The sequence below is a fragment of the Nitrospirillum goiasense genome, assembly GCF_034427435.1.
Taxonomy (GTDB): domain Bacteria; phylum Pseudomonadota; class Alphaproteobacteria; order Azospirillales; family Azospirillaceae; genus Nitrospirillum.
In genome coordinates, this window is the sequence record NZ_JAXQNP010000004.1 from 157,194 (window position 1) to 177,851 (window position 20,658).

26 protein-coding genes are annotated in these 20,658 nt (G+C 67.8%); 24 read left to right on the plus strand and 2 right to left on the minus strand.

What is annotated here, in order from left to right:
• Window positions 1–134: 134 nt before the first annotated feature.
• Entirely contained in the window at window positions 135–1,895 is a 1,761-nt protein-coding gene (nifA, locus tag ULB03_RS22660) for a nif-specific transcriptional activator NifA (RefSeq protein ID WP_322485366.1), read from the plus strand.
• Between the two features lie 69 nt (window positions 1,896–1,964).
• Window positions 1,965–2,174 (plus strand): TOBE domain-containing protein, encoded by a 210-nt coding sequence (locus ULB03_RS22665; RefSeq protein WP_145734548.1) that lies wholly within the window; start codon window positions 1,965–1,967, stop codon window positions 2,172–2,174.
• Window positions 2,175–2,199: 25 nt separating this feature from the next.
• Here the strand turns inward: ULB03_RS22665 and ULB03_RS22670 are convergent, their stop codons facing one another.
• Window positions 2,200–2,778: a DUF2478 domain-containing protein gene (locus tag ULB03_RS22670; RefSeq protein WP_322485367.1), complete on the minus strand. Its 579-nt coding sequence runs from the start codon at window positions 2,776–2,778 to the stop codon at window positions 2,200–2,202.
• Window positions 2,779–3,122: 344 nt separating this feature from the next.
• On the opposite strand from ULB03_RS22670, the gene nifT reads away from it, so the two are divergent.
• The 14 genes from nifT (at window position 3,123) to ULB03_RS22740 (ending at window position 11,077) form a co-directional block, all read left to right on the plus strand.
• A complete protein-coding gene (gene nifT / locus ULB03_RS22675; RefSeq protein WP_322485368.1) occupies window positions 3,123–3,338 on the plus strand; it encodes a putative nitrogen fixation protein NifT in 216 nt (71 codons plus the stop codon).
• Window position 3,339: 1 nt separating this feature from the next.
• Window positions 3,340–4,239, plus strand: coding sequence for an SIR2 family NAD-dependent protein deacylase (locus tag ULB03_RS22680; RefSeq protein ID WP_322485369.1), 900 nt, complete (start codon window positions 3,340–3,342; stop codon window positions 4,237–4,239).
• Window positions 4,240–4,467: 228 nt separating this feature from the next.
• Window positions 4,468–6,024, plus strand: coding sequence for a nitrogenase cofactor biosynthesis protein NifB (nifB, locus tag ULB03_RS22685; RefSeq protein WP_416211180.1), 1,557 nt, complete (start codon window positions 4,468–4,470; stop codon window positions 6,022–6,024).
• Between the two features lie 70 nt (window positions 6,025–6,094).
• Window positions 6,095–6,319 carry a 4Fe-4S dicluster domain-containing protein gene (locus ULB03_RS22690; RefSeq protein ID WP_145734553.1) on the plus strand — a complete coding sequence of 75 codons (225 nt, stop codon included), beginning with the start codon at window positions 6,095–6,097 and terminating at the stop codon, window positions 6,317–6,319.
• A gap of 11 nt (window positions 6,320–6,330) precedes the next feature.
• Window positions 6,331–6,663 (plus strand): HesB/IscA family protein, encoded by a 333-nt coding sequence (locus ULB03_RS22695; RefSeq protein WP_322485370.1) that lies wholly within the window; start codon window positions 6,331–6,333, stop codon window positions 6,661–6,663.
• Window positions 6,664–6,702: 39 nt separating this feature from the next.
• Window positions 6,703–7,239 (plus strand): tetratricopeptide repeat protein, encoded by a 537-nt coding sequence (locus tag ULB03_RS22700; RefSeq protein WP_322485371.1) that lies wholly within the window; start codon window positions 6,703–6,705, stop codon window positions 7,237–7,239.
• Complete coding sequence (locus ULB03_RS22705) at window positions 7,232–8,026, plus strand: 4Fe4S-binding leucine-rich repeat protein (RefSeq protein ID WP_322485372.1); 795 nt, start codon at window positions 7,232–7,234, stop codon at window positions 8,024–8,026. The genes ULB03_RS22700 and ULB03_RS22705 overlap by 8 nt, the downstream gene beginning before the upstream one ends.
• Entirely contained in the window at window positions 8,023–8,370 is a 348-nt protein-coding gene (locus ULB03_RS22710) for a nitrogen fixation protein NifZ (RefSeq protein ID WP_322485373.1), read from the plus strand. The genes ULB03_RS22705 and ULB03_RS22710 overlap by 4 nt, the downstream gene beginning before the upstream one ends.
• Window positions 8,367–8,606 (plus strand): nitrogen fixation protein NifZ, encoded by a 240-nt coding sequence (locus ULB03_RS22715; RefSeq protein ID WP_322485374.1) that lies wholly within the window; start codon window positions 8,367–8,369, stop codon window positions 8,604–8,606. Before ULB03_RS22710 ends, ULB03_RS22715 begins: the two co-directional genes overlap by 4 nt.
• 82 nt (window positions 8,607–8,688) lie before the next feature.
• A complete protein-coding gene (locus ULB03_RS22720; protein WP_322485375.1) occupies window positions 8,689–9,033 on the plus strand; it encodes a DUF3024 domain-containing protein in 345 nt (114 codons plus the stop codon).
• Window positions 9,034–9,074: 41 nt separating this feature from the next.
• Window positions 9,075–9,305: a hypothetical protein gene (locus ULB03_RS22725; RefSeq protein WP_322485376.1), complete on the plus strand. Its 231-nt coding sequence runs from the start codon at window positions 9,075–9,077 to the stop codon at window positions 9,303–9,305.
• Window positions 9,302–10,474, plus strand: a complete 1,173-nt coding sequence (locus ULB03_RS22730) for a DegT/DnrJ/EryC1/StrS family aminotransferase (RefSeq protein ID WP_322485377.1) — start codon at window positions 9,302–9,304, stop codon at window positions 10,472–10,474. Before ULB03_RS22725 ends, ULB03_RS22730 begins: the two co-directional genes overlap by 4 nt.
• 60 nt (window positions 10,475–10,534) lie before the next feature.
• A complete protein-coding gene (locus tag ULB03_RS22735; RefSeq protein ID WP_145734561.1) occupies window positions 10,535–10,843 on the plus strand; it encodes a 2Fe-2S iron-sulfur cluster-binding protein in 309 nt (102 codons plus the stop codon).
• A gap of 15 nt (window positions 10,844–10,858) precedes the next feature.
• A complete protein-coding gene (locus tag ULB03_RS22740; RefSeq protein ID WP_322485378.1) occupies window positions 10,859–11,077 on the plus strand; it encodes a hypothetical protein in 219 nt (72 codons plus the stop codon).
• A gap of 33 nt (window positions 11,078–11,110) precedes the next feature.
• Here ULB03_RS22740 and ULB03_RS22745 read toward each other — a convergent pair whose 3' ends face one another.
• The gene (locus ULB03_RS22745) at window positions 11,111–11,536 is read right to left on the minus strand and encodes a group II truncated hemoglobin (RefSeq protein ID WP_322485379.1); all 426 of its coding nucleotides are present in this window, start codon (window positions 11,534–11,536) and stop codon (window positions 11,111–11,113) included.
• Window positions 11,537–11,800: 264 nt separating this feature from the next.
• Here ULB03_RS22745 and sufB point away from each other — a divergent pair, with 264 nt between their 5' ends.
• The 8 genes from sufB to ULB03_RS22785 all read left to right on the plus strand — a co-directional run bounded on the left by sufB (window position 11,801) and on the right by ULB03_RS22785 (window position 20,639).
• Window positions 11,801–13,285 (plus strand): Fe-S cluster assembly protein SufB, encoded by a 1,485-nt coding sequence (sufB, locus tag ULB03_RS22750; RefSeq protein WP_322485380.1) that lies wholly within the window; start codon window positions 11,801–11,803, stop codon window positions 13,283–13,285.
• A 45-nt stretch (window positions 13,286–13,330) separates the two neighbouring features.
• The gene (gene sufC / locus ULB03_RS22755; protein WP_322485381.1) at window positions 13,331–14,089 is read left to right on the plus strand and encodes a Fe-S cluster assembly ATPase SufC; all 759 of its coding nucleotides are present in this window, start codon (window positions 13,331–13,333) and stop codon (window positions 14,087–14,089) included.
• 19 nt (window positions 14,090–14,108) lie between these two features.
• The gene (sufD, locus tag ULB03_RS22760; protein WP_322485382.1) at window positions 14,109–15,437 is read left to right on the plus strand and encodes a Fe-S cluster assembly protein SufD; all 1,329 of its coding nucleotides are present in this window, start codon (window positions 14,109–14,111) and stop codon (window positions 15,435–15,437) included.
• Complete coding sequence (locus ULB03_RS22765) at window positions 15,434–16,702, plus strand: aminotransferase class V-fold PLP-dependent enzyme (protein ID WP_322485383.1); 1,269 nt, start codon at window positions 15,434–15,436, stop codon at window positions 16,700–16,702. The genes sufD and ULB03_RS22765 overlap by 4 nt, the downstream gene beginning before the upstream one ends.
• A gap of 14 nt (window positions 16,703–16,716) precedes the next feature.
• On the plus strand, window positions 16,717–17,181 hold the full coding sequence (sufU, locus tag ULB03_RS22770; RefSeq protein ID WP_322485384.1) for a Fe-S cluster assembly sulfur transfer protein SufU: 465 nt from the start codon (window positions 16,717–16,719) through the stop codon (window positions 17,179–17,181).
• Between the two features lie 6 nt (window positions 17,182–17,187).
• A complete protein-coding gene (locus tag ULB03_RS22775) occupies window positions 17,188–17,562 on the plus strand; it encodes an iron-sulfur cluster assembly protein (RefSeq protein WP_322485385.1) in 375 nt (124 codons plus the stop codon).
• 177 nt (window positions 17,563–17,739) lie between these two features.
• On the plus strand, window positions 17,740–18,840 hold the full coding sequence (locus ULB03_RS22780) for a hydrogenase small subunit (RefSeq protein WP_322485386.1): 1,101 nt from the start codon (window positions 17,740–17,742) through the stop codon (window positions 18,838–18,840).
• Complete coding sequence (locus ULB03_RS22785; protein ID WP_322485387.1) at window positions 18,840–20,639, plus strand: nickel-dependent hydrogenase large subunit; 1,800 nt, start codon at window positions 18,840–18,842, stop codon at window positions 20,637–20,639. Before ULB03_RS22780 ends, ULB03_RS22785 begins: the two co-directional genes overlap by 1 nt.
• Window positions 20,640–20,658 lie beyond the last annotated feature (19 nt).

Below are 20,658 nucleotides of genomic sequence, written 5' to 3' on the forward strand. Positions count from 1 at the left end.
TCTGGGTTGTGAATTTTACTTGCGATCTCGTGCTGCGCCTGCGAAGCTCATGTCTAGGTACTTGACTGGACTGGCAGTTGGCAGAGGCCGCGCCGCCGCATTGGCGGGCCTCGAGACACGAAAGGATTCGTGCGATGCCTATGACTGGTTCCGCCTCTCATGCGTCCGCGACATCCACTCCACCCCTTTCGGTGGCTGATCGGGCGCGTGCCGGTGGCTTCTCCTCCCGTGCGGAAATCGCGCTGCACGGCGTGTATGAGATTTCCAAGATCCTGGCGGTGCCCGCCCGCCTGGAAACCACCCTTTCCAACGTCCTGGCGCTGCTGTCCAGCTTCCTGGAAATGCACCATGGCATTATCGCCCTGCTGGGTGATGACGGCTCGCCCCAGGTGGTGGTGGGGATGGGATGGACGGAAAAGAACGCCAAGAGCCATTTCGACCGGCTGCCCGAACGGGCCATCGGCCAGATCGTCACGACCCAAATGCCGGTCGTGGTCGAGAATGTGGCCGACAATCCCCTGTTCGACGATTGGTCCGCCACGGAATGGGGTGCCGGCCCGCGCATCTCCTTCATCGGCGTCCCCATCAAGGAAAGGGACCGGGTCATCGGCACCCTGACGCTGGACCGCACCTGGGAGGGCAGGACCACCTTCCGCCTGGATGAGGACGTGCGCTTCCTGGTCATGATCGCCAACCTGGTGGGCCAGACCGTGCGGTTGCACGACCTGATCGGCCGGGACCGCGAACGGTTGATGAGCACGCAGCGGCGCCTGGAAAAGGAACTATCCGAAACCGCGCGGACGGAGCGTGACATCCGGCCCCAGGGCATCGTCGGCAACAGCCCGGCCATCCGCTCGGTCATCGACAAGATCAAGATCGTGGCGCGCAGCCATTCCACCGTGCTGCTGCGCGGGGAATCCGGCACCGGCAAGGAGCTGTTCGCCCGCGCGACGCACGACCTGTCACCGCGCCGCGCCGGCCCGTTCGTGAAGCTGAATTGCGCCGCCCTTCCCGAAAGCATGCTGGAATCGGAGTTGTTCGGGCATGAGAAAGGGGCCTTCACCGGCGCCTTGACGCAACGCAAGGGCCGCTTCGAACTGGCGCACGGCGGCACCCTGTTCCTGGATGAGATCGGGGAGATCTCCGCCTCTTTCCAGGCCAAGCTGTTGCGTGTGTTGCAGGAGGGCGAGTTTGAGCGCGTGGGCGGCTCCCGAACCCTGAAGGTCGACGTCCGGCTGGTGGCCGCCACCAACAAGAACCTGGAGGACGCGGTGGCGCGCGGTGAGTTCCGGGCCGACCTCTATTACCGCATCAACGTCGTTTCCATCTTCCTGCCGGCGGTGCGCGACCGCCGCGAGGACATCAACCTGCTGGCGTGCGAGTTCCTGAAGCGCTTCAACGAGGAACATGGCACGCGCAAGAGCCTGACCCCCTCAGCCTACGCCGTCCTGGAAAGCTGCTACTTCCCCGGCAATGTCCGTGAGCTGGAGAATTGCGTGCGCCGGACGGCCACCCTGTCGAAGGACGCGGGCATCATCGCGGACGACTTTGCCTGCCGGCATGACGAATGCCTGTCGGCCACCCTGTGGAAAGGCGCCATCGGCCCGGGCAGCGCGTTCAAGATCATGTCGCGCCCGGCAGCACCAGTGCCACTGCCCCGCCAGCCGGCATCGCCGGCTTCCGCGCCGGCGCCGGAGGAGGGGGAGGGCCGCTGCCCGCAAGCCGGCACCTGCACGGTGGCGCAGGGTGACGGCCTGTCGGAACGGGAACGCCTGCTTCAGGCGATGGAGACGGCGGGATGGGTACAGGCCAAGGCCGCGCGGCTGTTGAACCTGACGCCGCGGCAGGTGGGCTATGCCTTGATCAAGCATAACATCGAGGTCAAGAAATTCTGAATTCCCGCCGGGATCGAGAGCGGGTGCCTGGGCCCCTAGGGGGCCGTTGACTTGAGGACTGAACAGCAAATGAAGCTGAGCGCGCGCAACGTCATCGCCGGTAAGGTCGTTGCGGTCACCAAGGGGGTGACCACGGCCCATGTGAAGATCGAGATCGCCAGCGGTCGCCTCATCACCTCGTCCATCACCAACGAGGCGGTGGACGACCTGGACCTGAAGGTCGGCGACGACGTCTCCGCCATCATCAAGTCGTCCGACGTGCTGATCGGCAAAGAATAAGGGCTGTCCCGCCCCATTCTCCAGTTTAATGCAAGACGGCGGCCGGCCCAGCCTGCCGCCGTTCCGCCCGGCGGGCCCACTCCGTCCACCAGTCGGCCACCACCGCCGCGTCACAGGCCAGGGTGGTGCCGTACCCGCCGGTGAAGGCCGCCCAGGCGTCGTAGAAGCGCCAGGGCACGGCCGTCAGGACCGGCAGGCCCGCGTCGATGGCGGACGCGATCTCACCGCGCAGGCCGCGCCCCTCCGCCTCCGTCTTTCCGAACTTGTTGACCATCACCAGTTCCACCCGGTGCGCGACCGCGTCGGCCACGGCCAGGGCGGCGTCGGCCAGTCCGCCCGTATCCAGGCGACAGGCCACCGAACCGGGGCCCAGGTTCTGGCAGATGGGGATGACGCGGCCGCTGCGCAGATCCACCACCTCCATCAGCTTGACGGGCCCGCACGCGTTCCGGCGGTTGCGCTGGACGATGCCGCCCACCCGGCGTCCCTGGTCCCGCAAGCCCAGGGCGAAATCCGCCAGCAGGCTGTCCACATCCTCTTCCGGCTGATAGACGACGGCGGCCAGGTTCAGCAGGTTTTCGGTGAAGGCGACGCTGTCGGGCATTGGGACCTCCTGTCGGCGGAAGTGTCCCCGGCGTGGGTGCCGGGGGTCAAGGGGACACTTGGTCCCCCCTCGGGCTATTGCACCTCATAAGGCTGTGCACCCCGCATGCCATTCCATGGAAGGCACGGGGGATGTGCCGATTTCAGCGGCGGAACGATCCGCGGCGGTAAGGGATGCGACAGGCGTTGTCGGGTTCCTGACGCGGCGATGCGCGGATGTCGGGGATAAAAAGGGCGGCATTCCGCCGCTTTCCTGGATGGCACGGCCCTTGCTGAAAGAGACGGGCGTGCAAGCCAGCCCAAGGCCGCACCCCCAAGGCCGCATCAGCGCAAGGACCGGTCCCGATGAAAGTGATGATCCGCCGTTCGCCTGAAAGCGGCCTTTCCATCTATGTGCCGAAGAAGGATTTGGAGGAGCCGGTGGTCGAGGCCGAACACGAGGGCCTGTGGGGCGGCTGGATCCGCATCGCCAACGGCTGGGTCCTGGACCTGCCGCAAATGGCGGCCGATACGCGCCTGCCCGTGACCGTGAACGCCCGCAAGCGGGGGGAGGAGGACTGAGATGACGGTTTCAGCGACCGCAGCCCCGGAAGGCCCCCCGGCGGTGGCCCTAAGCCTGGCGGATGGGCTTGAGGCGGAGCATCTGTTGGCCGACTTGGGGGCCCAACTGCGGGCCGGCGCGCTGGTCCCCTACCTGGGGCCGGCCCTGGCGCAAGTGTCGCCGGCCGTGCCGGAGGCGCCGGTGACGCACGAGGCGCTGGCCGAGTTCTTCGCGGCCAAGGTGGCGTTGCCGCGCCGGGCCAAGGGCAACGCCTGGGCGGCCGCCCAGCACATCGAAAGCACCCGCCACCGCTCCACGGTCTCGGCCCTCATGGCGGAGGCGTTCCGGGTGCCGATGGCGCCCACGGCCCTGCATCATCACTTGGCGGCCTGGGGCCTGCCCCTGATCGTCGACACCTGGTACGACGGCGCCATGCGCGCGGCCCTGGCGGCGACCTCCACGGCCTGGGGGGAGGTGCAGGGGATCACCCGTGCCGGCATCGGTGAGGATCGCTGGTATCGCTTCTATGACGCCCAAGGACAAGAAACCGGGCGGGAGGCGGCGGAGGCCTGGGATACGGTTCTCTACAAGCCGCACGGTGGCGTGGACCCGGTCCGCAATTTCCTTATTTCGGATGCCGACTATGTCGAGGTCCTGACCGAGATCGACATCCAGACGCCCATTCCCGACATCGTCAAGGAACGGCGGCGGGGGCGCGGCTTTCTCTTCATCGGGTGCCGCTTCCATGACCAGTTGTTGCGGACCTACGCCCGCCAGGTGTCCAAGCGTTCGGGCGACCGCCATTACGTCGTGGTGAACCCCGGGGACCTGACCCGCAACGAGGTGAAGTTCTTCGCGGCCTATGGCCTGATGCCGGTCGCCGTGCCCCTGGCGCGCGCGGTTTCGATTTTGTGCGGCTGATCCTGTCGGCTTGCCGACGCGTTGTCCGGCTTGCGCTGGGTTTGTCGGCAACCGCACAGGGCTCAGGGCCGAGAGCGCTAGGGTTCGGGCCGCTTTGGCCCATCCGGTGAGTGGCATGGCCTTTGCTGAATAAGTCGGGGACCGCCTGCCCGTGTCGCCTGAGACGTAAAGCAGACTTTCCAATCGAGAGCGCCGGCGCGTCCGCCGGCCCCAACAAGAGGAACGGACATGCACGCATCCACATCGCAGGGCGGTTCCGGCTCTCTGGTCACCATCGACGCCGTGATGCAGCAGGTGGCCGAGCATAAGGGATGCGGCACCCAGGGCGGCAGCGGCAAGGCCAGCTGCGGTTCCGCCGCCGGGCAGGGCGACCTGCCGCCGGAGATTTGGGAGAAGGTGAAGAACCACCCCTGTTACAGCGAGGAGGCCCACCACCACTATGCCCGCATGCATGTGGCCGTGGCGCCCGCCTGCAACATCCAGTGCAACTACTGCAATCGCAAGTACGACTGCGCCAATGAATCCCGCCCCGGCGTGGTCAGCGAGCGGCTGACGCCGGAGCAGGCGGCCCGGAAGGTGCTGGCGGTCGCGTCCACCATCCCGCAGATGACCGTGCTGGGCATCGCCGGGCCGGGCGACCCCCTGGCCAACCCGGCCAAGACCTTCAAGACCTTCGAGCTGATCTCCCAGACGGCGCCGGACATCAAGCTGTGCCTGTCGACCAACGGCCTGGCGCTGCCGGACCATGTCGACACCATCGCCCGCTACAACATCGACCACGTCACCATCACCATCAACATGGTGGACCCGGAGGTGGGGGCGAAGATTTATCCCTGGGTCTTTTGGAACCACCAGCGCTACACCGGGGTGGAGGCGGCGCGTCTGCTGACCGAGCGCCAACTGCGCGGCCTGGAGATGCTGACCGAGCGCGGGATCCTGTGCAAGGTCAACTCCGTCATGATCCCGGGCGTCAACGACCATCACCTGGTGGAGGTGAACCGGGCGGTGAAGTCCCGCGGCGCCTTCCTGCACAACATCATGCCCCTGATCTCCGCGCCCGAACACGGCACCGTCTTCGGCCTGACGGGGCAGCGCGGCCCCACGGCCCAGGAGCTGAAGGCCCTGCAGGACGCCTGCGAGGGGGAGATGAACATGATGCGGCACTGCCGCCAGTGCCGGGCCGATGCCGTCGGCCTGCTGGGCGAGGACCGCAGCGCCGAATTCACCACCGAGAAGATCATGGAGATGGAGGTGGATTACGACCTGGAGGGCCGCAAGGCCTATCAGGCGCGGGTGGAGGAGGAGCGCGTGGCCAAGGTCGCCGCCAAGCAAGAGGAACTGGCCGGCCTGGCCGGTGCCGAGAGCGACGTTCGGCTGCTGGTGGCGGTGGCGACCAAGGGCTCCGGCCTCATCAACGAGCATTTCGGCCACGCCAAGGAATTCCAGGTGTACGAGCTGTCCACCGCCGGCGCCAAGTTCGTGGGCCACCGGCGCGTCGACCTTTATTGCCAAGGCGGGTTTGGCGATGAGGACAGCCTGCAGACGGTCATCCGCGCCATCAACGATTGCCACGCCGTCTTCGTCGCCAAGATCGGCGGCTGCCCCAAGGCGGACCTGGTGCAGGCCGGTATCGAGCCGGTGGACCAGTACGCCCATGAATTCATCGAGAAGTCGGCCATCGCCTGGTTCAAGGGCTACCTGGAAAAGGTGGCCGCCGGAGAGCTGGTCCATACCCCGCGCGGTGACGCCGCCATCCGCCAGGGCGCCCTGATCGTCGCCGCCTGATGCCGTTCCGTTTGGACCGGGCCGGCCGCATCCGGCCCCGGCGCCATTTACCAAGGGAGAACACAAAGCCATGGCCTACAAGATCGTCGCCTCACAATGCACCAGCTGCTCCGCTTGCGAGGCGGAGTGCCCGAACGTGGCGATTTCGGAAAAGGGCGGCACCTTCGTCATCAATCCGAAAAAATGCACGGAATGCATCGGGTATTTCGACGTGCCGCAGTGCGTCGCCGTCTGCCCGGTGGACAACACCTGCGTCATCGACACCGCCTATCCCCGCTATCAGGCGGCCGGTTGAGGGGGATGGCGATGACCTTCACGATCACCCCGGCGGCCGAACGCTTCATCCGCTTCATGCTGCGGGCCGATGGCGGCCCCCAGGCCGGCTTTCGCCTGGTCCTGAGCCCCGGCGGCTGTTCCGGCCTGTCGGCTGACATGAGCGTCCGCGCCGCGCCCGAACCGGGCGACGCGGTGGTGGAGCGCGATGGCGTGCGCCTGTTCCTGCCGGCGGAAAGCCGGCTGCTCCTGACCGGCGTCACCATCGATTTCGCGGATGGCGCGGCGCAGAGCGGCCTGGTGTTCCGCGACCCCAAGGCCACGACCTGCGCCACGGCGGCCACGCCCATCGTGCGGCTGCAATAACCGGGGGATGGGGCCATGCGGGCGGCGGACAGGAGCGTGATGATGTCCCCGGACGGGAATGGGCAGTCCCCCATCCCGGATGATGACGCCCTATCCCTTGCTGTCCTGGGGGGTGGCCTGCCGCCGGAGGTGCAGCACCACCTGTCCGCCGCCGCCGAGGCCTATCACCTGGATGAGGTGGCGGAGCGGCATCTGCGCCTGGCGCGACGGGTGGCCCCCGGGCATCCCGCCGTGCTGATCGCCCTGTACCGCTTTTACTTCTACAAGGGCCGGCTGAAGGAGGCGCTGGACATCGCCCGTCTTTGCCTGGCCAAGGCGGCGCAGGACAACCACCTGTCCGCCGACTGGCGCCAGGTCGTGGCCACGGATGCGGAGTTCAGCCGCTTCGACGCGCCGCTGCCCCGCTTCTTCCTGTTCACCCTCAAGGGCTACGCCTACCTGCACATGCGTACCGGCGGCCTGGATGAGGGCTTGGCCGCCGTCCTGAAGCTGCTGGAACTGGACCCCACCGACAAGGTCGGGGCCCAGGTGCTGCTGAATGTCATCCATCGCATGGGGCAGGATGATCATGACTGACATCGATGAGGCCGTTGACTGGCGGGGCCAGGTGATTTCCTGCGGGACGTGCGCCCACGCGGCGCTTCAGGCCGCCGGCCGCTGCCGGCTGAAACACGCCTGCGTCAACGACCGCTACGCCCGCCGCATCGACCGGTTCTTCACCTGGAACCCCGAACTGGCCAACGCCCACGTGCGGCATCCGCATTTCGAGGTGCGGGCCATCGCCGCCAAGCACGCCGACATCTTCCTGTTACCCCCCATGCTGGAGGATCCGGAGGAGGCGGTGCGCTGGAACGCCGCCCGGCGCCTGCCCCGGCGCTATGCCCTGCGCCTGCGCGACGATCCGCACCGCGAGGTGCGCATCCGCGTCGCCGCCCTGCTGGACGAGGCGGACCTGATCCCCATGGTGCGCGACCCCGATTACTACGTGCGCCTGATGGTGGCGCGCCGCGTCGGGCCCGGCCTGCTGGCCCGCATGATCGATGACAAGGAGCCGGAGGTGCGCCGCCTGGTCGCCGCCCGCGCGCCGGTGGAGTGGCTGATCCGCATGGTGGCGGATGCCGACGCCAGCGTGCGGCATGAGGTGTCCAAACGCTTGCCGGGCGACCTGCTGGCCCGCCTGAAGCGCGACCCCGACTGGCGGGTGCGGTTCGAGGTCGCCACCCGCCTGCCTGTGGCCCAGCTCGCCGACCTGGCCCGGGATGAGGACATCCTGGTGCGGGAAATGGTGGCCGCGCGCCTGTCGCCGTCCCCGATGCTGGAGCCCTCGATGCTGGAGCCCCCCATGCTGGAGGTTGTGCCATGAGCAATATCGTCCGCGACAGCGACGTGGTCGAGATCGTCGACCCGCCCGCCTTCACTTATGGGGAGAAGGTGCGGTCCCGCCGCACCGTCCGCAACGACGGCAGCTATGCCGGGAAGGAGATCGGCGACATCCTGGCCAAGAAGGGGGAGGAAGGCTACGTCGTCAGCATCGGCACCTTCCTGCAGCAATTCTATATCTACGGCGTCGAATTCCTGGGCAGCGGCAACCGCGTGGGCATGAAGCGCAAGGAGCTGGAGGCCGTCTTCGCGCCGGCCGAGGACGACGATACGCCCCTGCCCACCGCCCTGCCGGTGCCGGGCCAAGTCCTGGGGGGCCGGCCATGATCGAGCCCCGGCAACCCCTGTACCAATGGGGACAGCGCATGCGCGTGGTCGCTGACCTGGTCAACGATGGCGGTTACCCGGACGTGCCGGCCGATGCCCTGCTGGAACCGGCGGGCACGGTGGGGGAGATCGTCCAGGTCGGCACCCATGTGGACAGCGGCACGCCCATCTACCTGGTCGAATTCGCCGACCGGCGGGTGATCGGCTGCCTGGAGGAAGAGATCGTTCCGGCCTGAAACCGAACCGTGCCGCGGTTTGGTGTCGGCCGGTTCCCGAGTGGCGCAACTGGGTTGGAGAGCCAGGGGAGGGGCAGTGTGCATGATGGCGGCATCGCGAAGTCTCCCCATCGCGGGGCATCCCAACGATGTGGACCGCAAGCGCATCGAGCGCGCCCTGCAGTCGCGCCAGCGCTATCTCTACGTCCGTCCCACCGTCGTGCCGGCGGCGGGCGGCTACCGCATCGAAAGCCCCTGCTGCTCCCGCAATGTGGACCGCGAGGGCGGAGTGGTCGACGTGGCGCTGATCCAGTTCAGCCAGGGGACCTGGCGGCTGTATCGCAAGGACCACGTCCAGGGCGTCTGGGAATTGCACGGCGCTTTCGGCCGGCTGGGTGAGCTGCTGGACCTGCTGAACGTCGATGCCGACCGGCAGTTCTGGCAATGACGGGGGACGACATGGCGGTGAGCGGGGATGATTTGAGGACGATGGACGCCGTCCTGGGCGCAGCGGCGGAGGATGTCTTCGCCACGCTGCGCCACCGGTTGCCCCATCTGGCCTGGACGCGGTGTGACGCGGCGGATGTGGCCGAGGATCCCTTCCGCCGCTACGGCGGCTTCGACGTGCATCTGCTGGACGGCAGCGGGCATTGCGTCCGCCTAACGGATGAGCCCGCCCAGGCCACCGGCGTCCTGCTGGCCCGGCGGGGGGCGCCATGACAGCCCTGGCCGAGGTTCCGGAGGCGGGCGACCTGATCCGCCTCAGCGATCCGGACATCACGCCCGCCGACCTGGCGGCGGTGGAGCGGGTGATGCGCTCCCCGACCCTGGGGACTGGGTCGGTGACGGCGGCGTTCGAGACGGCGTTCGCCGCCTACCTGGGGCGGCGCCATGCCGTGGCGGTGGCCAGCGGCACGCTGGGCCTGCTGATGGCCTTGCGCGCGCAGGGCGTCGGGCCGGGGGATGAGGTCATCGTCTCCCCCTACGGTTTCCGTGAGACGCAGCACGCCGTCAGCCTGTGTGGCGCCCGGCCGGTCTTCGCCGACATCGATTATTGGGCGGGGACGCTGGCGCCGGAAAAGGTGGCGGCCCGCCTCACCCCCGCCACGCGCGCCATCGTGGCCGGCAACACCAACGGCCATCCCGCGGCCTGGTCGGCCTTGCGGGACATGGCGACGGCGCATGGCCTGGTCCTGATCGAGGATTCGACCGAGGCCATCGGGTCCCGCTACCGGGGCGCCCTGGTCGGCACCTTCGGGGACACGGCCGTGTTCGACTTCTCCCAGCCCGGCGCGCTGTGCTGTGGCGAGGGCGGCATGGTGGTGACGGACGATACCGACATCGCCATGGCCCTGCGCCGGCAGTGCCGCCACAGTCTGGCGGAGCGCACCTCCGTGGTGGTGGGGGGCACGCCGCCCTACCAGGCGGGCTTGAGCGATCTGGCGGCGGCCCTGGGGCTGGCCCAGTTGCGGCGGCTGGATGAAATCCTGGAGAAGCGCCGGGGCGTGCAGCACCTCTATTTCAAGTACGTCCAGTCCTTCGAGGGCATCAAGGACCCCTACATCGGGCCCGATGTGACCGAGGTGAACTGGTTCCTGTACCTGGTGCAACTGGGCACCCGCTTTTCCCGGTCCAGCCGCGACGCCATCGTCGAGGACCTGCGCCTGGCCGAGATCGAGGCCGCCGCCTACTGCCAGCCCCTGCATCTGCAGCGGCACTATTTCGACCTGGGCTACCGCCGTGGCGATTACTTCGTGACCGAGAAGGTGGCGGATCGCGCGGTGGCCCTGCCGTTCCATACGCACCTCAGCGAAGACCAGGTCGCCTACGTGGTGGAAACCATGAAGGACGCCTCCGTCAACGTCGGCGCCGGGGCCGCGATCTACTGATCCATTCCTGACGATTCCAGCCTCACGACTTTAGCCTCACACTTTTTCGGAGCGTTTTCCATGTCACTGCTCACCATCCTGCCGTCCGGCAAGACCGTGGACGCCGCCGAGGGCATGACCCTGCTGGCCGCCATCCTGGCCGCGGACGAAACCTTGACCCACAAGTGCAACGGCAACGCCTCCTGCGGCACCTGCCATGTGTTCGTCCAGGAGGGCCGCAAGGGCCTGTCCCGCATCGCGCGGGAGGAGAACGAGCGGCTGGACGCCATGGTGGGTGTGGGGTCGAAGTCGCGCCTGGCCTGCCAGGCCAAGGTGCTGGGAACCGAACCCATCAAGGTGGAACTGCTGGGCTTCGGGTCCGGCCTATAAGTGGAGGAGGAGCGAATGCACGTCGAAACGGTGATGATCCACGTCCGCTTCGCGCCGGACGGCACGGTGACAGAGATCGGGGAGAGGCCGCCGGCGCTCGCCCCGCAAGCCTGGTTCAACCTGCTGAGCCTGAAGGCGGCCGACCAGTACCAGACCTTTGCCGGCGGGCGGGGTGTTTTCCGCCTGGGTCGCCCAGAGATCGAGGGCTTGAAGGGGGCGGCCGCCGCCCAATAGGCCGCCGCCTTTCTGAGGGGCGCCGTGGCCGGGTCAGCCGGGCGCGGCGCCCGCTTCCATTTCCGGCTGGTTGCGCATCCAGTCGGCCAGGGGGGCCAGCGCCGCCAGGATGGCCTGGCGGACCGCTTCATCCGGAACGGTGGCCGTCAGTGCCCGGACCATGCACAGCATCCAGGCGTCGCGCTCCGCCGTGCCGATCCTGAAGCCCATATGCCGCGCCCGCAGGCGCGGGTGCCCCCGTTCCGCCGAATAGGCGTTCGGGCCGCCCATCCATTGCGCCAGATACAGGATCAGGACGCGCTTCGTCTCCGCCAGGTCGGCCGCGTGCAAGGCGCGTAGCTCCCGGGCTTCCGGCGCCGTGTCCATTTCATGATAGAACGCCGCCACCAGGCGGCTGATGGCGGCTTGGCCGCCGATGGCCTCATAGATCGTCGTCTGGACGGTCGCCTCGGTTGCCATGGGTCTTCTCACTCCTGTGCCAGTTCCCGCTTGGGAGGCTGCAGAAATCGTGCCGCCGCGCGGGGACGGCCGAACCCGGCGCTTGTCGGCCGTATCGGCGCCGACGGCGGCCCTTGGTGGTGAATCCCCCTGTCGGGATTATGACAAACGTCGGGTTACGGACGCGCCAATCCCTTGGAAAGGCGCGGAAAAGCGGGACATCGCCGCTGGCACGCCGGTTGCTGAACATATCGGGCAAGCCCAGCCACGACCGGATCGGCCACCATGTCGGACATCACGACCGCCAACCGCCCCGCCAGCAGCGCCCCGGCGCCCGACGTCCTGGACGGCATCGTCCAAGGGGACGGATACAAGTACGGCTTCGTGACCGAGGTCGAGACCGACGACGCGCCGCCCGGCCTGAATGAGGACACCGTCCGCTTCATCTCCGCCAAGAAGGGGGAGCCCGCGTGGCTGCTGGAGTGGCGCTTGAAAGCCTTCCGCCGTTGGCAAACCATGGCGCCGCCGGATTGGGCCAAGCTGGACATCGCCCCCATCGACTACCAGGCCGCCAGCTACTATTCCGCGCCCAAGGCCGCAGCCGGCCCGAAAAGCCTGGACGAGGTCGATCCCGAGCTGTTGAAGACGTACGAGAAGCTGGGCATCCCCCTGGGGGAGCGCGCGGCCCTGGCCGGGGTGGCGGTGGATGCCGTGTTCGACAGCGTCTCCGTCGCCACCACTTTCAAGGACAAGCTGGCCGACCTCGGCATCATCTTCTGTTCCTTCGGCGAGGCGGTGCGGGAGCACCCGGACCTGGTGCGGCGCTACCTGGGGTCCGTCGTGCCGCAGGGCGACAATTTCTTCGCCGCCCTGAACTCCGCCGTGTTCAGCGACGGGTCCTTCGTCTACGTGCCCCCGGGCGTGCGCTGCCCCATGGAGCTGTCCACCTACTTCCGCATCAACGCCGCCAAGACCGGGCAGTTCGAGCGCACTTTGCTGATCGCCGACAAGGGCGCCTATGTCAGCTATCTGGAGGGCTGCACCGCGCCGCAGCGCGATGAGAATCAACTGCACGCCGCCGTGGTGGAACTGGTCGCCATGGAGAATGCGGAGATCAAATACGCCACCGTCCAGAACTGGTATCCCGGGGATGAGAACGGCAAGGGCGGCATCTACAACTTCGTCACCAAGCGCGGCGCCTGCCGGGGTGCCCGATCCAAGATCAGTTGGGCCCAGGTGGAGACAGGCTCCGCCATCACCTGGAAGTACCCCAGCTGCCTGCTGGAGGGCGAGGGGGCGACCGGCGCCTTCTACTCCGTGGCCATCACCAACAACCGCCAGCAGGCCGACACCGGCACCAAGATGATCCATATCGGTCGCAACACCAGCTCGACCGTCATTTCCAAGGGCATCTCCGCCGGGCGGGGTCAGAACACCTACCGGGGCCAGGTCAAGGTGCTGTCCGGCGCCGATGGCGCCCGCAACTACACCCAATGCGACAGCCTGCTGATCGGCAAGCGCTGCGGCGCCCACACCGTGCCCTACCTCGATGTGCGCCACCCCGGCGCCACGGTGGAGCACGAGGCGACCACGTCCAAGATCAGCGACGACCAGATGTTTTACTGCCAGCAGCGCGGCCTGACGGCGGAGGACGCGCTGTCGCTGATCGTGAACGGCTTCTGCAAGGAAGTGCTGAACGAGCTGCCCATGGAATTCGCGGTCGAGGCGCAGAAGCTTTTGGCCGTCAGCCTTGAGGGCAGCGTCGGCTAGCCGCCCGCCCCCTCCCGCCACCCCGACCCAGCGAAGGGAACCACTATGAGCAAGCTTCTGGAAATCCGTGGATTGCGGGCCCGCATCGCCGGGGGGCGCGAGGTGCTGAAGGGCATCGACCTGGATGTGTCACCCGGGGAGGTGCACGCCATCATGGGCCCCAATGGTGCCGGCAAAAGCACCCTGTCCAGCGTGCTGGCGGGCAAGCCGGGTTATGAGGTGACCGAGGGGACGGTGCGCTACCTGGGCCACGATCTGCTGGCCATGCCGGCGGATGAGCGGGCGCGGGAAGGGGTGTTCCTGGCCTTCCAGTACCCGGTGGAGATCCCGGGCGTGAACAACATGTATTTCCTGCGCGCGGCGCTCAACGCCGGCCGGCGCCAGCGCGGACAAGCGGAACTGGACGCGCAGCAGTTCCTGAAGTCGGTGCGGGAGCGCCTGAAGCTGCTGGACATCGGCGACGACCTGCTGCGCCGCGCGGTCAATGTCGGCTTCTCCGGCGGCGAGAAGAAGCGGAACGAGATTTTCCAGATGGCCATGCTGGAACCCCGGCTGGCCATCCTGGACGAGACGGACAGCGGCCTGGACATCGACGCCCTGCGCGCCGTGTCTGATGGGGTCAACCGCCTGCGCGACCCGGCCCGCGCCATCGTCATGATCACCCATTACCAGCGGCTGCTGGACTATATCGTGCCCGACCGGGTCCATGTCCTGGCCGATGGCCGCATCGTCGCCTCGGGCGACAAGACCTTCGCCGCCGAGTTGGAGCGCACCGGCTACGCCCATCTGGTCGATGCGGCTTGAGGCGGGGGGAGTCATGCTGATGACCGACGATAGCGCCCCCTTCCGCGAGGGCTTCGACCAGATGCTGGCGACGGTGGCGGAACCCGTGTGGCTCACGTTCCGCCGGCGCGCGGAAATGGACCGCTTCGCCCTGCTGGGCTTCCCCACCCGGCGGCAGGAGGCGTGGCGGTTCACCGACCTGGAGCCGCTGACGGCGGCGGCACCCCTGCCAAGGGCCGCGGCGGGAGATGACCCGCCGCCGTCCCCGGCGTCGCTGGGGCCCTGGCTGTTGCCCGTCTCCACCCACCGGCTGGTGCTGGCCAATGGCCACGTCGCGCCGTCGCTGTCGGCCGGGCCGCCGCTGCCGGACGGCGTCTGGCTGGCGTCGGTGGCGGAGACGCTGCGGCGGCGGCCGGACCTGCTGGAAGGCGCCTTTGGCGATGAGGGCGGGGCGTTGGCCGCGCTGAACGCCGCGCTGTTCACCGATGGGGTGGTCCTGGCGCTGGCGCCGGGCGTTATCCTGGAAACCCCGGTGGAGATCATCCACCACACGTCAGCGGCCGGCGCCCACGCCCGCCTGCACATCGCCCTGGGCGCCGGCTCCCGCGCCACGGTGGTGGAGACGGCGATGGGTCCGGCGGGGGATGAAGGGGCGGAGGGTGGGCCTGCCGGCCGGGTGGCAAGCTGGGGCAATACCGTCGGTGTCGTCACCCTGGGGGCCGGCGCGGTCCTGACCCACCTGCACGTCCAGGCCGAGGGGCCGGCGGCCTGCCACACGGCGACGGTGCGGGCGGTGCTGGCGGACCGGGCGCGCTACGACGCCTGCGCGCTCATCACCGGCGCGCGTCTTTCCCGCCGGGACATGGCCGTCATCCTGGCCGGTGACGAGGCCGAATTCCGGCTGCACGGCGCTTACCTGCTTGATGGGGATCAGGAGGCGACGCTGTCCGTCCGGGCGGATCACCTGGGGTTGGGCTGCGATACGGAAGAGGTGGTGAAGGGCGTGCTGGCGGGGGCGTCGCATGGCGTGTTCCTGGGCACCCTGGCCGTGGCGCCCGGGGCCGATGGCGCCGACGCCCGCCAGGTCAACCGTAACCTGCTGCTGAGCCCGACGGCCCGCGTCGACACCAAGCCCGAGCTTGAAATCCTGGCCGATGACGTCAAGTGCGCCCACGGCGCCACGGTCGGCAGCCTGGACGAGGCCGCGCTGTTCTATCTCCAGGCGCGGGGTATCGACCCCGAAACGGCCCGCCGCATGCTGGTGGAGGCGTTCGCGGCGGAGGCCATCGAAGCCGCCGGCCTGCCGGACGCCCTGGCGGAACTGGCCCATCGGCACCTGCGCCGCTGGCTGGACGGGAGGGGCTCATGACCATGCTGCTGGAAGACCGGGCGGAGACCTGGCCGGACACCAACACCTTCGATCCCCTGGCGATCCGCCGCCAGTTTCCCATCTTCGGACGCAACCCCGGCCTGGTGTTCCTGGACACCGCCGCCAGCGCCCAGAAGCCGCGCGCCGTGATCGACGGCGTGGCGGAGTTCTATCGCACCGACTACGCCAACGTACATCGCGGCGTCTATGGCTTGAGCGCCCGGTCCACCGCCCGGTTCGAGGCGGCGCGGGAAACCGTGGCGCGCTTCCTGAACGCCGCCGACCCGTCGGAGGTTGTTTTCGTGCGGGGCGCCACGGAAGGCATCAACCTGGTGGCCCAGTCCTGGGGGGCGGCCTTCCTGCGCGCCGGTGACCAGGTGGTGGTGTCGGAACTGGAGCACCACTCCAACATCGTGCCGTGGCAGATGCTGCGCCAGCGCCTGGGCATCGAGCTGGTGGTCGCGCCCATCGGCGCCGATGGCGGCCTGGACCTGGCCGCGTTCGAACGCCTGTTGGGTCCCCGCACCCGCCTGGTGGCGATGACCCACCTGGCCAATGTCACCGGCCATGTCGTGCCGGTGGCGGAGGTGGTGCGCCTGGCCCACGCGCAGGGGGCCAAGGTGCTGCTGGACGGCTGCCAGGCGGTGCCGCGCCTGCCGGTGGACGTGCGGGCGCTGGACTGTGACTTCTACGTTTTTTCCGGCCACAAATGTTATGGCCCGACGGGCATCGGGGCGCTTTACGCCAAGCGCGCGCTGCTGGACGCCATGCCGCCCTGGCAGGGGGGCGGCGACATGATCCGCACCGTCAGTTTCGCCGAGACGACCTACCAGGACGCCCCGCAGCGGTTCGAGGCGGGCACCCCCGACATTTCCGGCGCCATCGGCCTGGCCATGGCCTTGGACTTCATGGACAGCCTGGGCCGGGCCGCCATCCGCGACCATGAGGCGGCCCTGACCCGCTATGCCGAGGTGCGACTGGCGGAGATCCCGGGCGTGAGCCTGGTTGGGGCGGGTGGTCATCGGCTGGGCGCGCTGTCGTTCCTGGTGGACGGCATCCATCCCCATGACCTCGCCACCATCTTCGACCAGCACGACGTCGCCGTTCGGGCCGGCCACCACTGCGCCCAGCCGCTGATGGAGAGGCTGGACCTGCCGGCGACGGCGCGCGCCTCTTTCGGGGTCTACAGCACGGAAGGGGATGTGGATCGCCTGGCGGAGGCCATCCGCGCGGCGCAGAGGCTGTTCGGCGTCGCGGCCCGGTAAAAAGGGGAAGTCCCATGGATTTGCGCGATCTCTATCAGGACATCATCCTGGACCACGGCCGCTCCCCCCGCAATTTCCGGGTATTGGCGGCGCCCAGCCATTTCGCCCACGGTCACAATCCGCTGTGCGGGGACAAGGTGACCATCTTCCTGCGGCTGGAGGGTGACCGCATCGTGGACGTCAGCTTCGAGGGCAAGGGCTGCGCCATCTCCACCGCGTCGGCGTCGCTGATGACGGAAGTCGTCCTGAACAAGACGCTGGCGGAGGCGGAGGCCCTGTTCGGCCATTTCCATGGCACGGTGACCAGCGACACGGCGTCGGGACTGCCGGACGCGCTGGTGGAGGAGGGGGAGCGGCTGCAGCCCCTGGCGGGGGTCAAGGCCTACCCGGCGCGGGTGAAGTGCGCGACCCTGGCTTGGCACACGCTGGAGGCGGCGTTGAAAGGCGGCGGCCTGCCCGCGCCGGTGAAGACGGAGTAGGGGGCCATGGGCATCATCCGGGAAGAACCGTTGCTGGCCGACCCCACCCCGGCCGACCCCAGCGCGGACGAGGGCTCCCCGGCCCTGAAGGCGGCGGTGTTCGAGGCGTTGCGCGCCGTGCAAGACCCGGAAATTCCGGTCAACCTGGTCGATCTCGGCCTGATCTACCAGGTGGTGGTCCGTCGCGACGGCTTGGTCCACATTGAAATGACGCTGACCACGCCCGCCTGTCCGGTGGCAACGATGTTGCCAGGCCAGGTCCAGAACCTGGTCTCGCTGGTGCCGGGCGTCAGCGTGGTGCTGGTCGACCTGGTGTGGGATCCGCCCTGGACGCGGGAGCGGATGACGGAGACGGCCCGGTTGGAATTGGGAATGGTCTAGCCTGGGCGGTTGCGAGCTTACCTTACAGTCGGAAAGTCGCTTTCCATCCCCATGGCTCCGGCGGGCACGCCCAACCCCTTGAATTTACTCATATCGCGGCTTGGCATGCTTCTTGCCAAACTGTGTGGTGATGCGGGACGAGACAGCCCCGCCGGGGACGTTGGAGGAAATGCCGGAATGGCGAGCGAGACGTTTTACGAGGTGATGCGCCGGCAGGGCATCACCCGGCGAAGCTTCACCAAATTTTGCAGCCTGACGGCCGCGGCGCTGGGCCTGGGCCCCTCCTACGCCCAGGCCATCGAAACCGCCATGGAGACCAAGCCGCGCATCCCGGTGCTGTGGCTGCATGGCCTGGAATGCACCTGTTGTTCGGAAAGCTTCATCCGGTCGGCCCATCCCCTGGCCAAGGACGTCATCCTGTCGATGATCAGCCTCGACTATGATGACACCATCATGGCGGCGGCGGGTTTCCAGGCCGAGTCCATCATTGATGAGACCATCGAGAAGTATAACGGCAACTTCATCCTGGCGTGCGAGGGCAACCCCCCGCTGAACCAGGAGGGGATGAGCTGCATCATCGGCGGCAAGCCGTACCTGGAGCAGTTGAAGAAGGCGGCCGACCACTGCAAGGCCATCATCAGCTGGGGCAGCTGCGCCAGTTGGGGCTGCGTCCAGGCGGCCCGGCCCAACCCCACCCAGGCCACCCCCATCCACAAGGTGCCCGGTCTGCCGGCCAAGCCCATCATCAAGGTGCCCGGCTGCCCGCCCATCGCCGAGGTCATGACGGCCGTCATCGCCTATATCCTGACCTTCGACCGCTTCCCGGAACTGGACATGCAGGGCCGGCCCAAGATGTTCTATTCCCAACGCATCCACGACAAATGCTATCGCCGCCCCCACTTCGACGCCGGCCAGTTCGTGGAAAGCTTCGATGATGAGGGGGCGCGCCGCGGCTACTGCCTGTACAAGGTCGGCTGCAAGGGCCCGACCACCTACAACGCCTGCTCCACCGTGCGCTGGAACGGGGGCCTCAGCTTCCCCATCCAGGCCGGTCATCCCTGCATCGGCTGTTCCGAAGACGGCTTCTGGGACAAGGGCGGCTTCTATGAACGGCTGAGCGACGTCCACGGCTTCGGCATCGAGGCCAACGCCGACAAGATCGGCGGCACGGCCGCCGGCATCGTCGGCGCCGCCGCCGCGGTGCATGCCGCGGCCAGCGCGGTCAAGCGCGCCCGCTCCAACAGCGGCACGAACGATAAGAGAGAGGGACGGGACTGATGCCCACGCTTGCGACACCCAACGGCTACCAGCTCGACACCAGCGGCAAGCGCGTCGTCGTCGACCCGGTCACCCGCATCGAGGGCCACATGCGCTGCGAGGTCAACCTCGACGGCGACAACGTCATCCGCAACGCCGTGTCCACCGGCACCATGTGGCGCGGTCTGGAGGTCATCCTGAAGGGGCGCGACCCGCGCGACGCCTGGGCCTTCACCCAGCGCATCTGCGGCGTCTGCACCGGCACCCACGCGCTGACCTCCGTCCGCGCGGTGGAAAATGCCCTGAACATCCAGATTCCGGAAAACGCCAACAGCATCCGCAACATCATGCAGCTGTCGCTGCAGGTGCATGATCATCTGGTCCATTTCTACCACCTTCACGCCCTGGACTGGGTGAACCCGGTCAACGCCCTGAAGGCGGACCCCAAGGCCACGTCGGAACTGCAGCAGGCGGTCTCCCCCCACCATCCCAACAGTTCCCCGGGATATTTCCGCGACATCCAGACCCGCTTGCGCAAGTTCGTGGAATCCGGGCAGCTGGGGCCATTCAAGAACGGCTACTGGACCAACCCGGCCTATAAGCTGCCGCCCGAAGCCGACCTGATGGCGGTGACCCATTATCTGGAGGCGCTGGACTTCCAGAAGGACATCATGCGGGTCCGCACCATCTTCGGCGGCAAGGACATCCATCCCAACTGGCTGGTGGGCGGCGTTCCCTGCGCCATCAACCTGGATGGCGACATGGCGGCGGGCGCGCCGGTGAATATGGCGTCGCTGAACTACGTTTCCTCCATCACCGATCGCTGCATCGAGTTCGTGGAGAACGTCTACATACCCGACATCATCGCCATCGGCGGGTTCTACAAGGACTGGCTGTACGGCGGCGGCCTGTCGAACAAGTCGGTGCTGGCCTACGGTGACATCCCCGACCGCGCCAACGACTACAGCCCGCGCAACCTGCTGATGCCCCACGGCGCCATCATCGACGGCAAGCTGTCGGAGGTGCACCCCGTCGACCTGACCGATCCCGAGCAGGTGCAGGAGTTCGTGCCCCATAGCTGGTACAAGTACCCGGACGAGAGCAAGGGCCTGCATCCCTGGGACGGCGTGACCGAACCCCATTACCAGCTGGGCCCCAACGCCAAGGGCACCAGCACCAACATCGTGCAGTTGGACGAGGGCGCCAAGTATAGCTGGATCAAGGCCCCGCGCTGGCGCGGCCACGCCATGGAGGTGGGGCCGCTGGCGCGCTACCTGGTCGGCTACATGCAGGGCAATGCCGAGATCAAGGACCAGGTCGACCGCACCCTGTCGGCGTTGAACGTGCCGCTGGACGCGCTGTTCTCCACCCTGGGGCGGACGGCGGCGCGGGCGCTGGAGGCCCAGTGGGCGGCGCGCAAGCAGCGCTATTTCCTGGACAAGCTGATCGCCACCATCAAGGCGGGCGACACCTCCACCGCCAACACGGCGAAGTTCGATCCCAAGACCTGGCCATCCGAGGTCAAGGGCGTGGGCTTCACGGAGGCGCCGCGCGGCGCGCTGGCCCACTGGATCCGCATCAAGGACGGCAAGATCGACAATTACCAGTGCGTGGTGCCCACCACCTGGAACGGCAGTCCGCGCGACAATAAGGGCAATATCGGCGCCTTCGAGGCGTCGCTCATGAACACCAAGGTGGCCCGTGCGGAAGAGCCGGTGGAAATCCTGCGCACCCTGCACAGCTTCGACCCCTGCCTGGCCTGCTCCACCCATGTCATGGGGCCGGATGGGCAGGAACTGGCCGAAGTCAAAGTCCGCTGATCCCAAGGAGACTGATCCC

Coding starts and splice junctions, on each gene's coding strand:
- ULB03_RS22680 (WP_322485369.1), top strand. CDS start 3,340: ATGACGGTTTCAGCGACCGCAGCCCCGGAAGGCCCCCCGGCGGTGGCC.
- ULB03_RS22710 (WP_322485373.1), top strand. CDS start 8,023: ATGAGCAATATCGTCCGCGACAGCGACGTGGTCGAGATCGTCGACCCG.
- ULB03_RS22745 (WP_322485379.1), bottom strand. CDS start 11,536: ATGGCAACCGAGGCGACCGTCCAGACGACGATCTATGAGGCCATCGGC.
- nifT (WP_322485368.1), top strand. CDS start 3,123: ATGAAAGTGATGATCCGCCGTTCGCCTGAAAGCGGCCTTTCCATCTAT.
- ULB03_RS22705 (WP_322485372.1), top strand. CDS start 7,232: ATGACTGACATCGATGAGGCCGTTGACTGGCGGGGCCAGGTGATTTCC.
- ULB03_RS22730 (WP_322485377.1), top strand. CDS start 9,302: ATGACAGCCCTGGCCGAGGTTCCGGAGGCGGGCGACCTGATCCGCCTC.
- ULB03_RS22670 (WP_322485367.1), bottom strand. CDS start 2,778: ATGCCCGACAGCGTCGCCTTCACCGAAAACCTGCTGAACCTGGCCGCC.
- sufD (WP_322485382.1), top strand. CDS start 14,109: ATGACCGACGATAGCGCCCCCTTCCGCGAGGGCTTCGACCAGATGCTG.
- ULB03_RS22785 (WP_322485387.1), top strand. CDS start 18,840: ATGCCCACGCTTGCGACACCCAACGGCTACCAGCTCGACACCAGCGGC.
- ULB03_RS22740 (WP_322485378.1), top strand. CDS start 10,859: ATGCACGTCGAAACGGTGATGATCCACGTCCGCTTCGCGCCGGACGGC.
- sufB (WP_322485380.1), top strand. CDS start 11,801: ATGTCGGACATCACGACCGCCAACCGCCCCGCCAGCAGCGCCCCGGCG.
- ULB03_RS22735 (WP_145734561.1), top strand. CDS start 10,535: ATGTCACTGCTCACCATCCTGCCGTCCGGCAAGACCGTGGACGCCGCC.
- ULB03_RS22700 (WP_322485371.1), top strand. CDS start 6,703: ATGATGTCCCCGGACGGGAATGGGCAGTCCCCCATCCCGGATGATGAC.
- nifB (WP_416211180.1), top strand. CDS start 4,468: ATGCACGCATCCACATCGCAGGGCGGTTCCGGCTCTCTGGTCACCATC.
- ULB03_RS22690 (WP_145734553.1), top strand. CDS start 6,095: ATGGCCTACAAGATCGTCGCCTCACAATGCACCAGCTGCTCCGCTTGC.
- ULB03_RS22720 (WP_322485375.1), top strand. CDS start 8,689: ATGATGGCGGCATCGCGAAGTCTCCCCATCGCGGGGCATCCCAACGAT.
- ULB03_RS22665 (WP_145734548.1), top strand. CDS start 1,965: ATGAAGCTGAGCGCGCGCAACGTCATCGCCGGTAAGGTCGTTGCGGTC.
- ULB03_RS22765 (WP_322485383.1), top strand. CDS start 15,434: ATGACCATGCTGCTGGAAGACCGGGCGGAGACCTGGCCGGACACCAAC.
- sufC (WP_322485381.1), top strand. CDS start 13,331: ATGAGCAAGCTTCTGGAAATCCGTGGATTGCGGGCCCGCATCGCCGGG.
- sufU (WP_322485384.1), top strand. CDS start 16,717: ATGGATTTGCGCGATCTCTATCAGGACATCATCCTGGACCACGGCCGC.
- ULB03_RS22695 (WP_322485370.1), top strand. CDS start 6,331: ATGACCTTCACGATCACCCCGGCGGCCGAACGCTTCATCCGCTTCATG.
- ULB03_RS22715 (WP_322485374.1), top strand. CDS start 8,367: ATGATCGAGCCCCGGCAACCCCTGTACCAATGGGGACAGCGCATGCGC.
- ULB03_RS22725 (WP_322485376.1), top strand. CDS start 9,075: ATGGACGCCGTCCTGGGCGCAGCGGCGGAGGATGTCTTCGCCACGCTG.
- nifA (WP_322485366.1), top strand. CDS start 135: ATGCCTATGACTGGTTCCGCCTCTCATGCGTCCGCGACATCCACTCCA.
- ULB03_RS22780 (WP_322485386.1), top strand. CDS start 17,740: ATGGCGAGCGAGACGTTTTACGAGGTGATGCGCCGGCAGGGCATCACC.
- ULB03_RS22775 (WP_322485385.1), top strand. CDS start 17,188: ATGGGCATCATCCGGGAAGAACCGTTGCTGGCCGACCCCACCCCGGCC.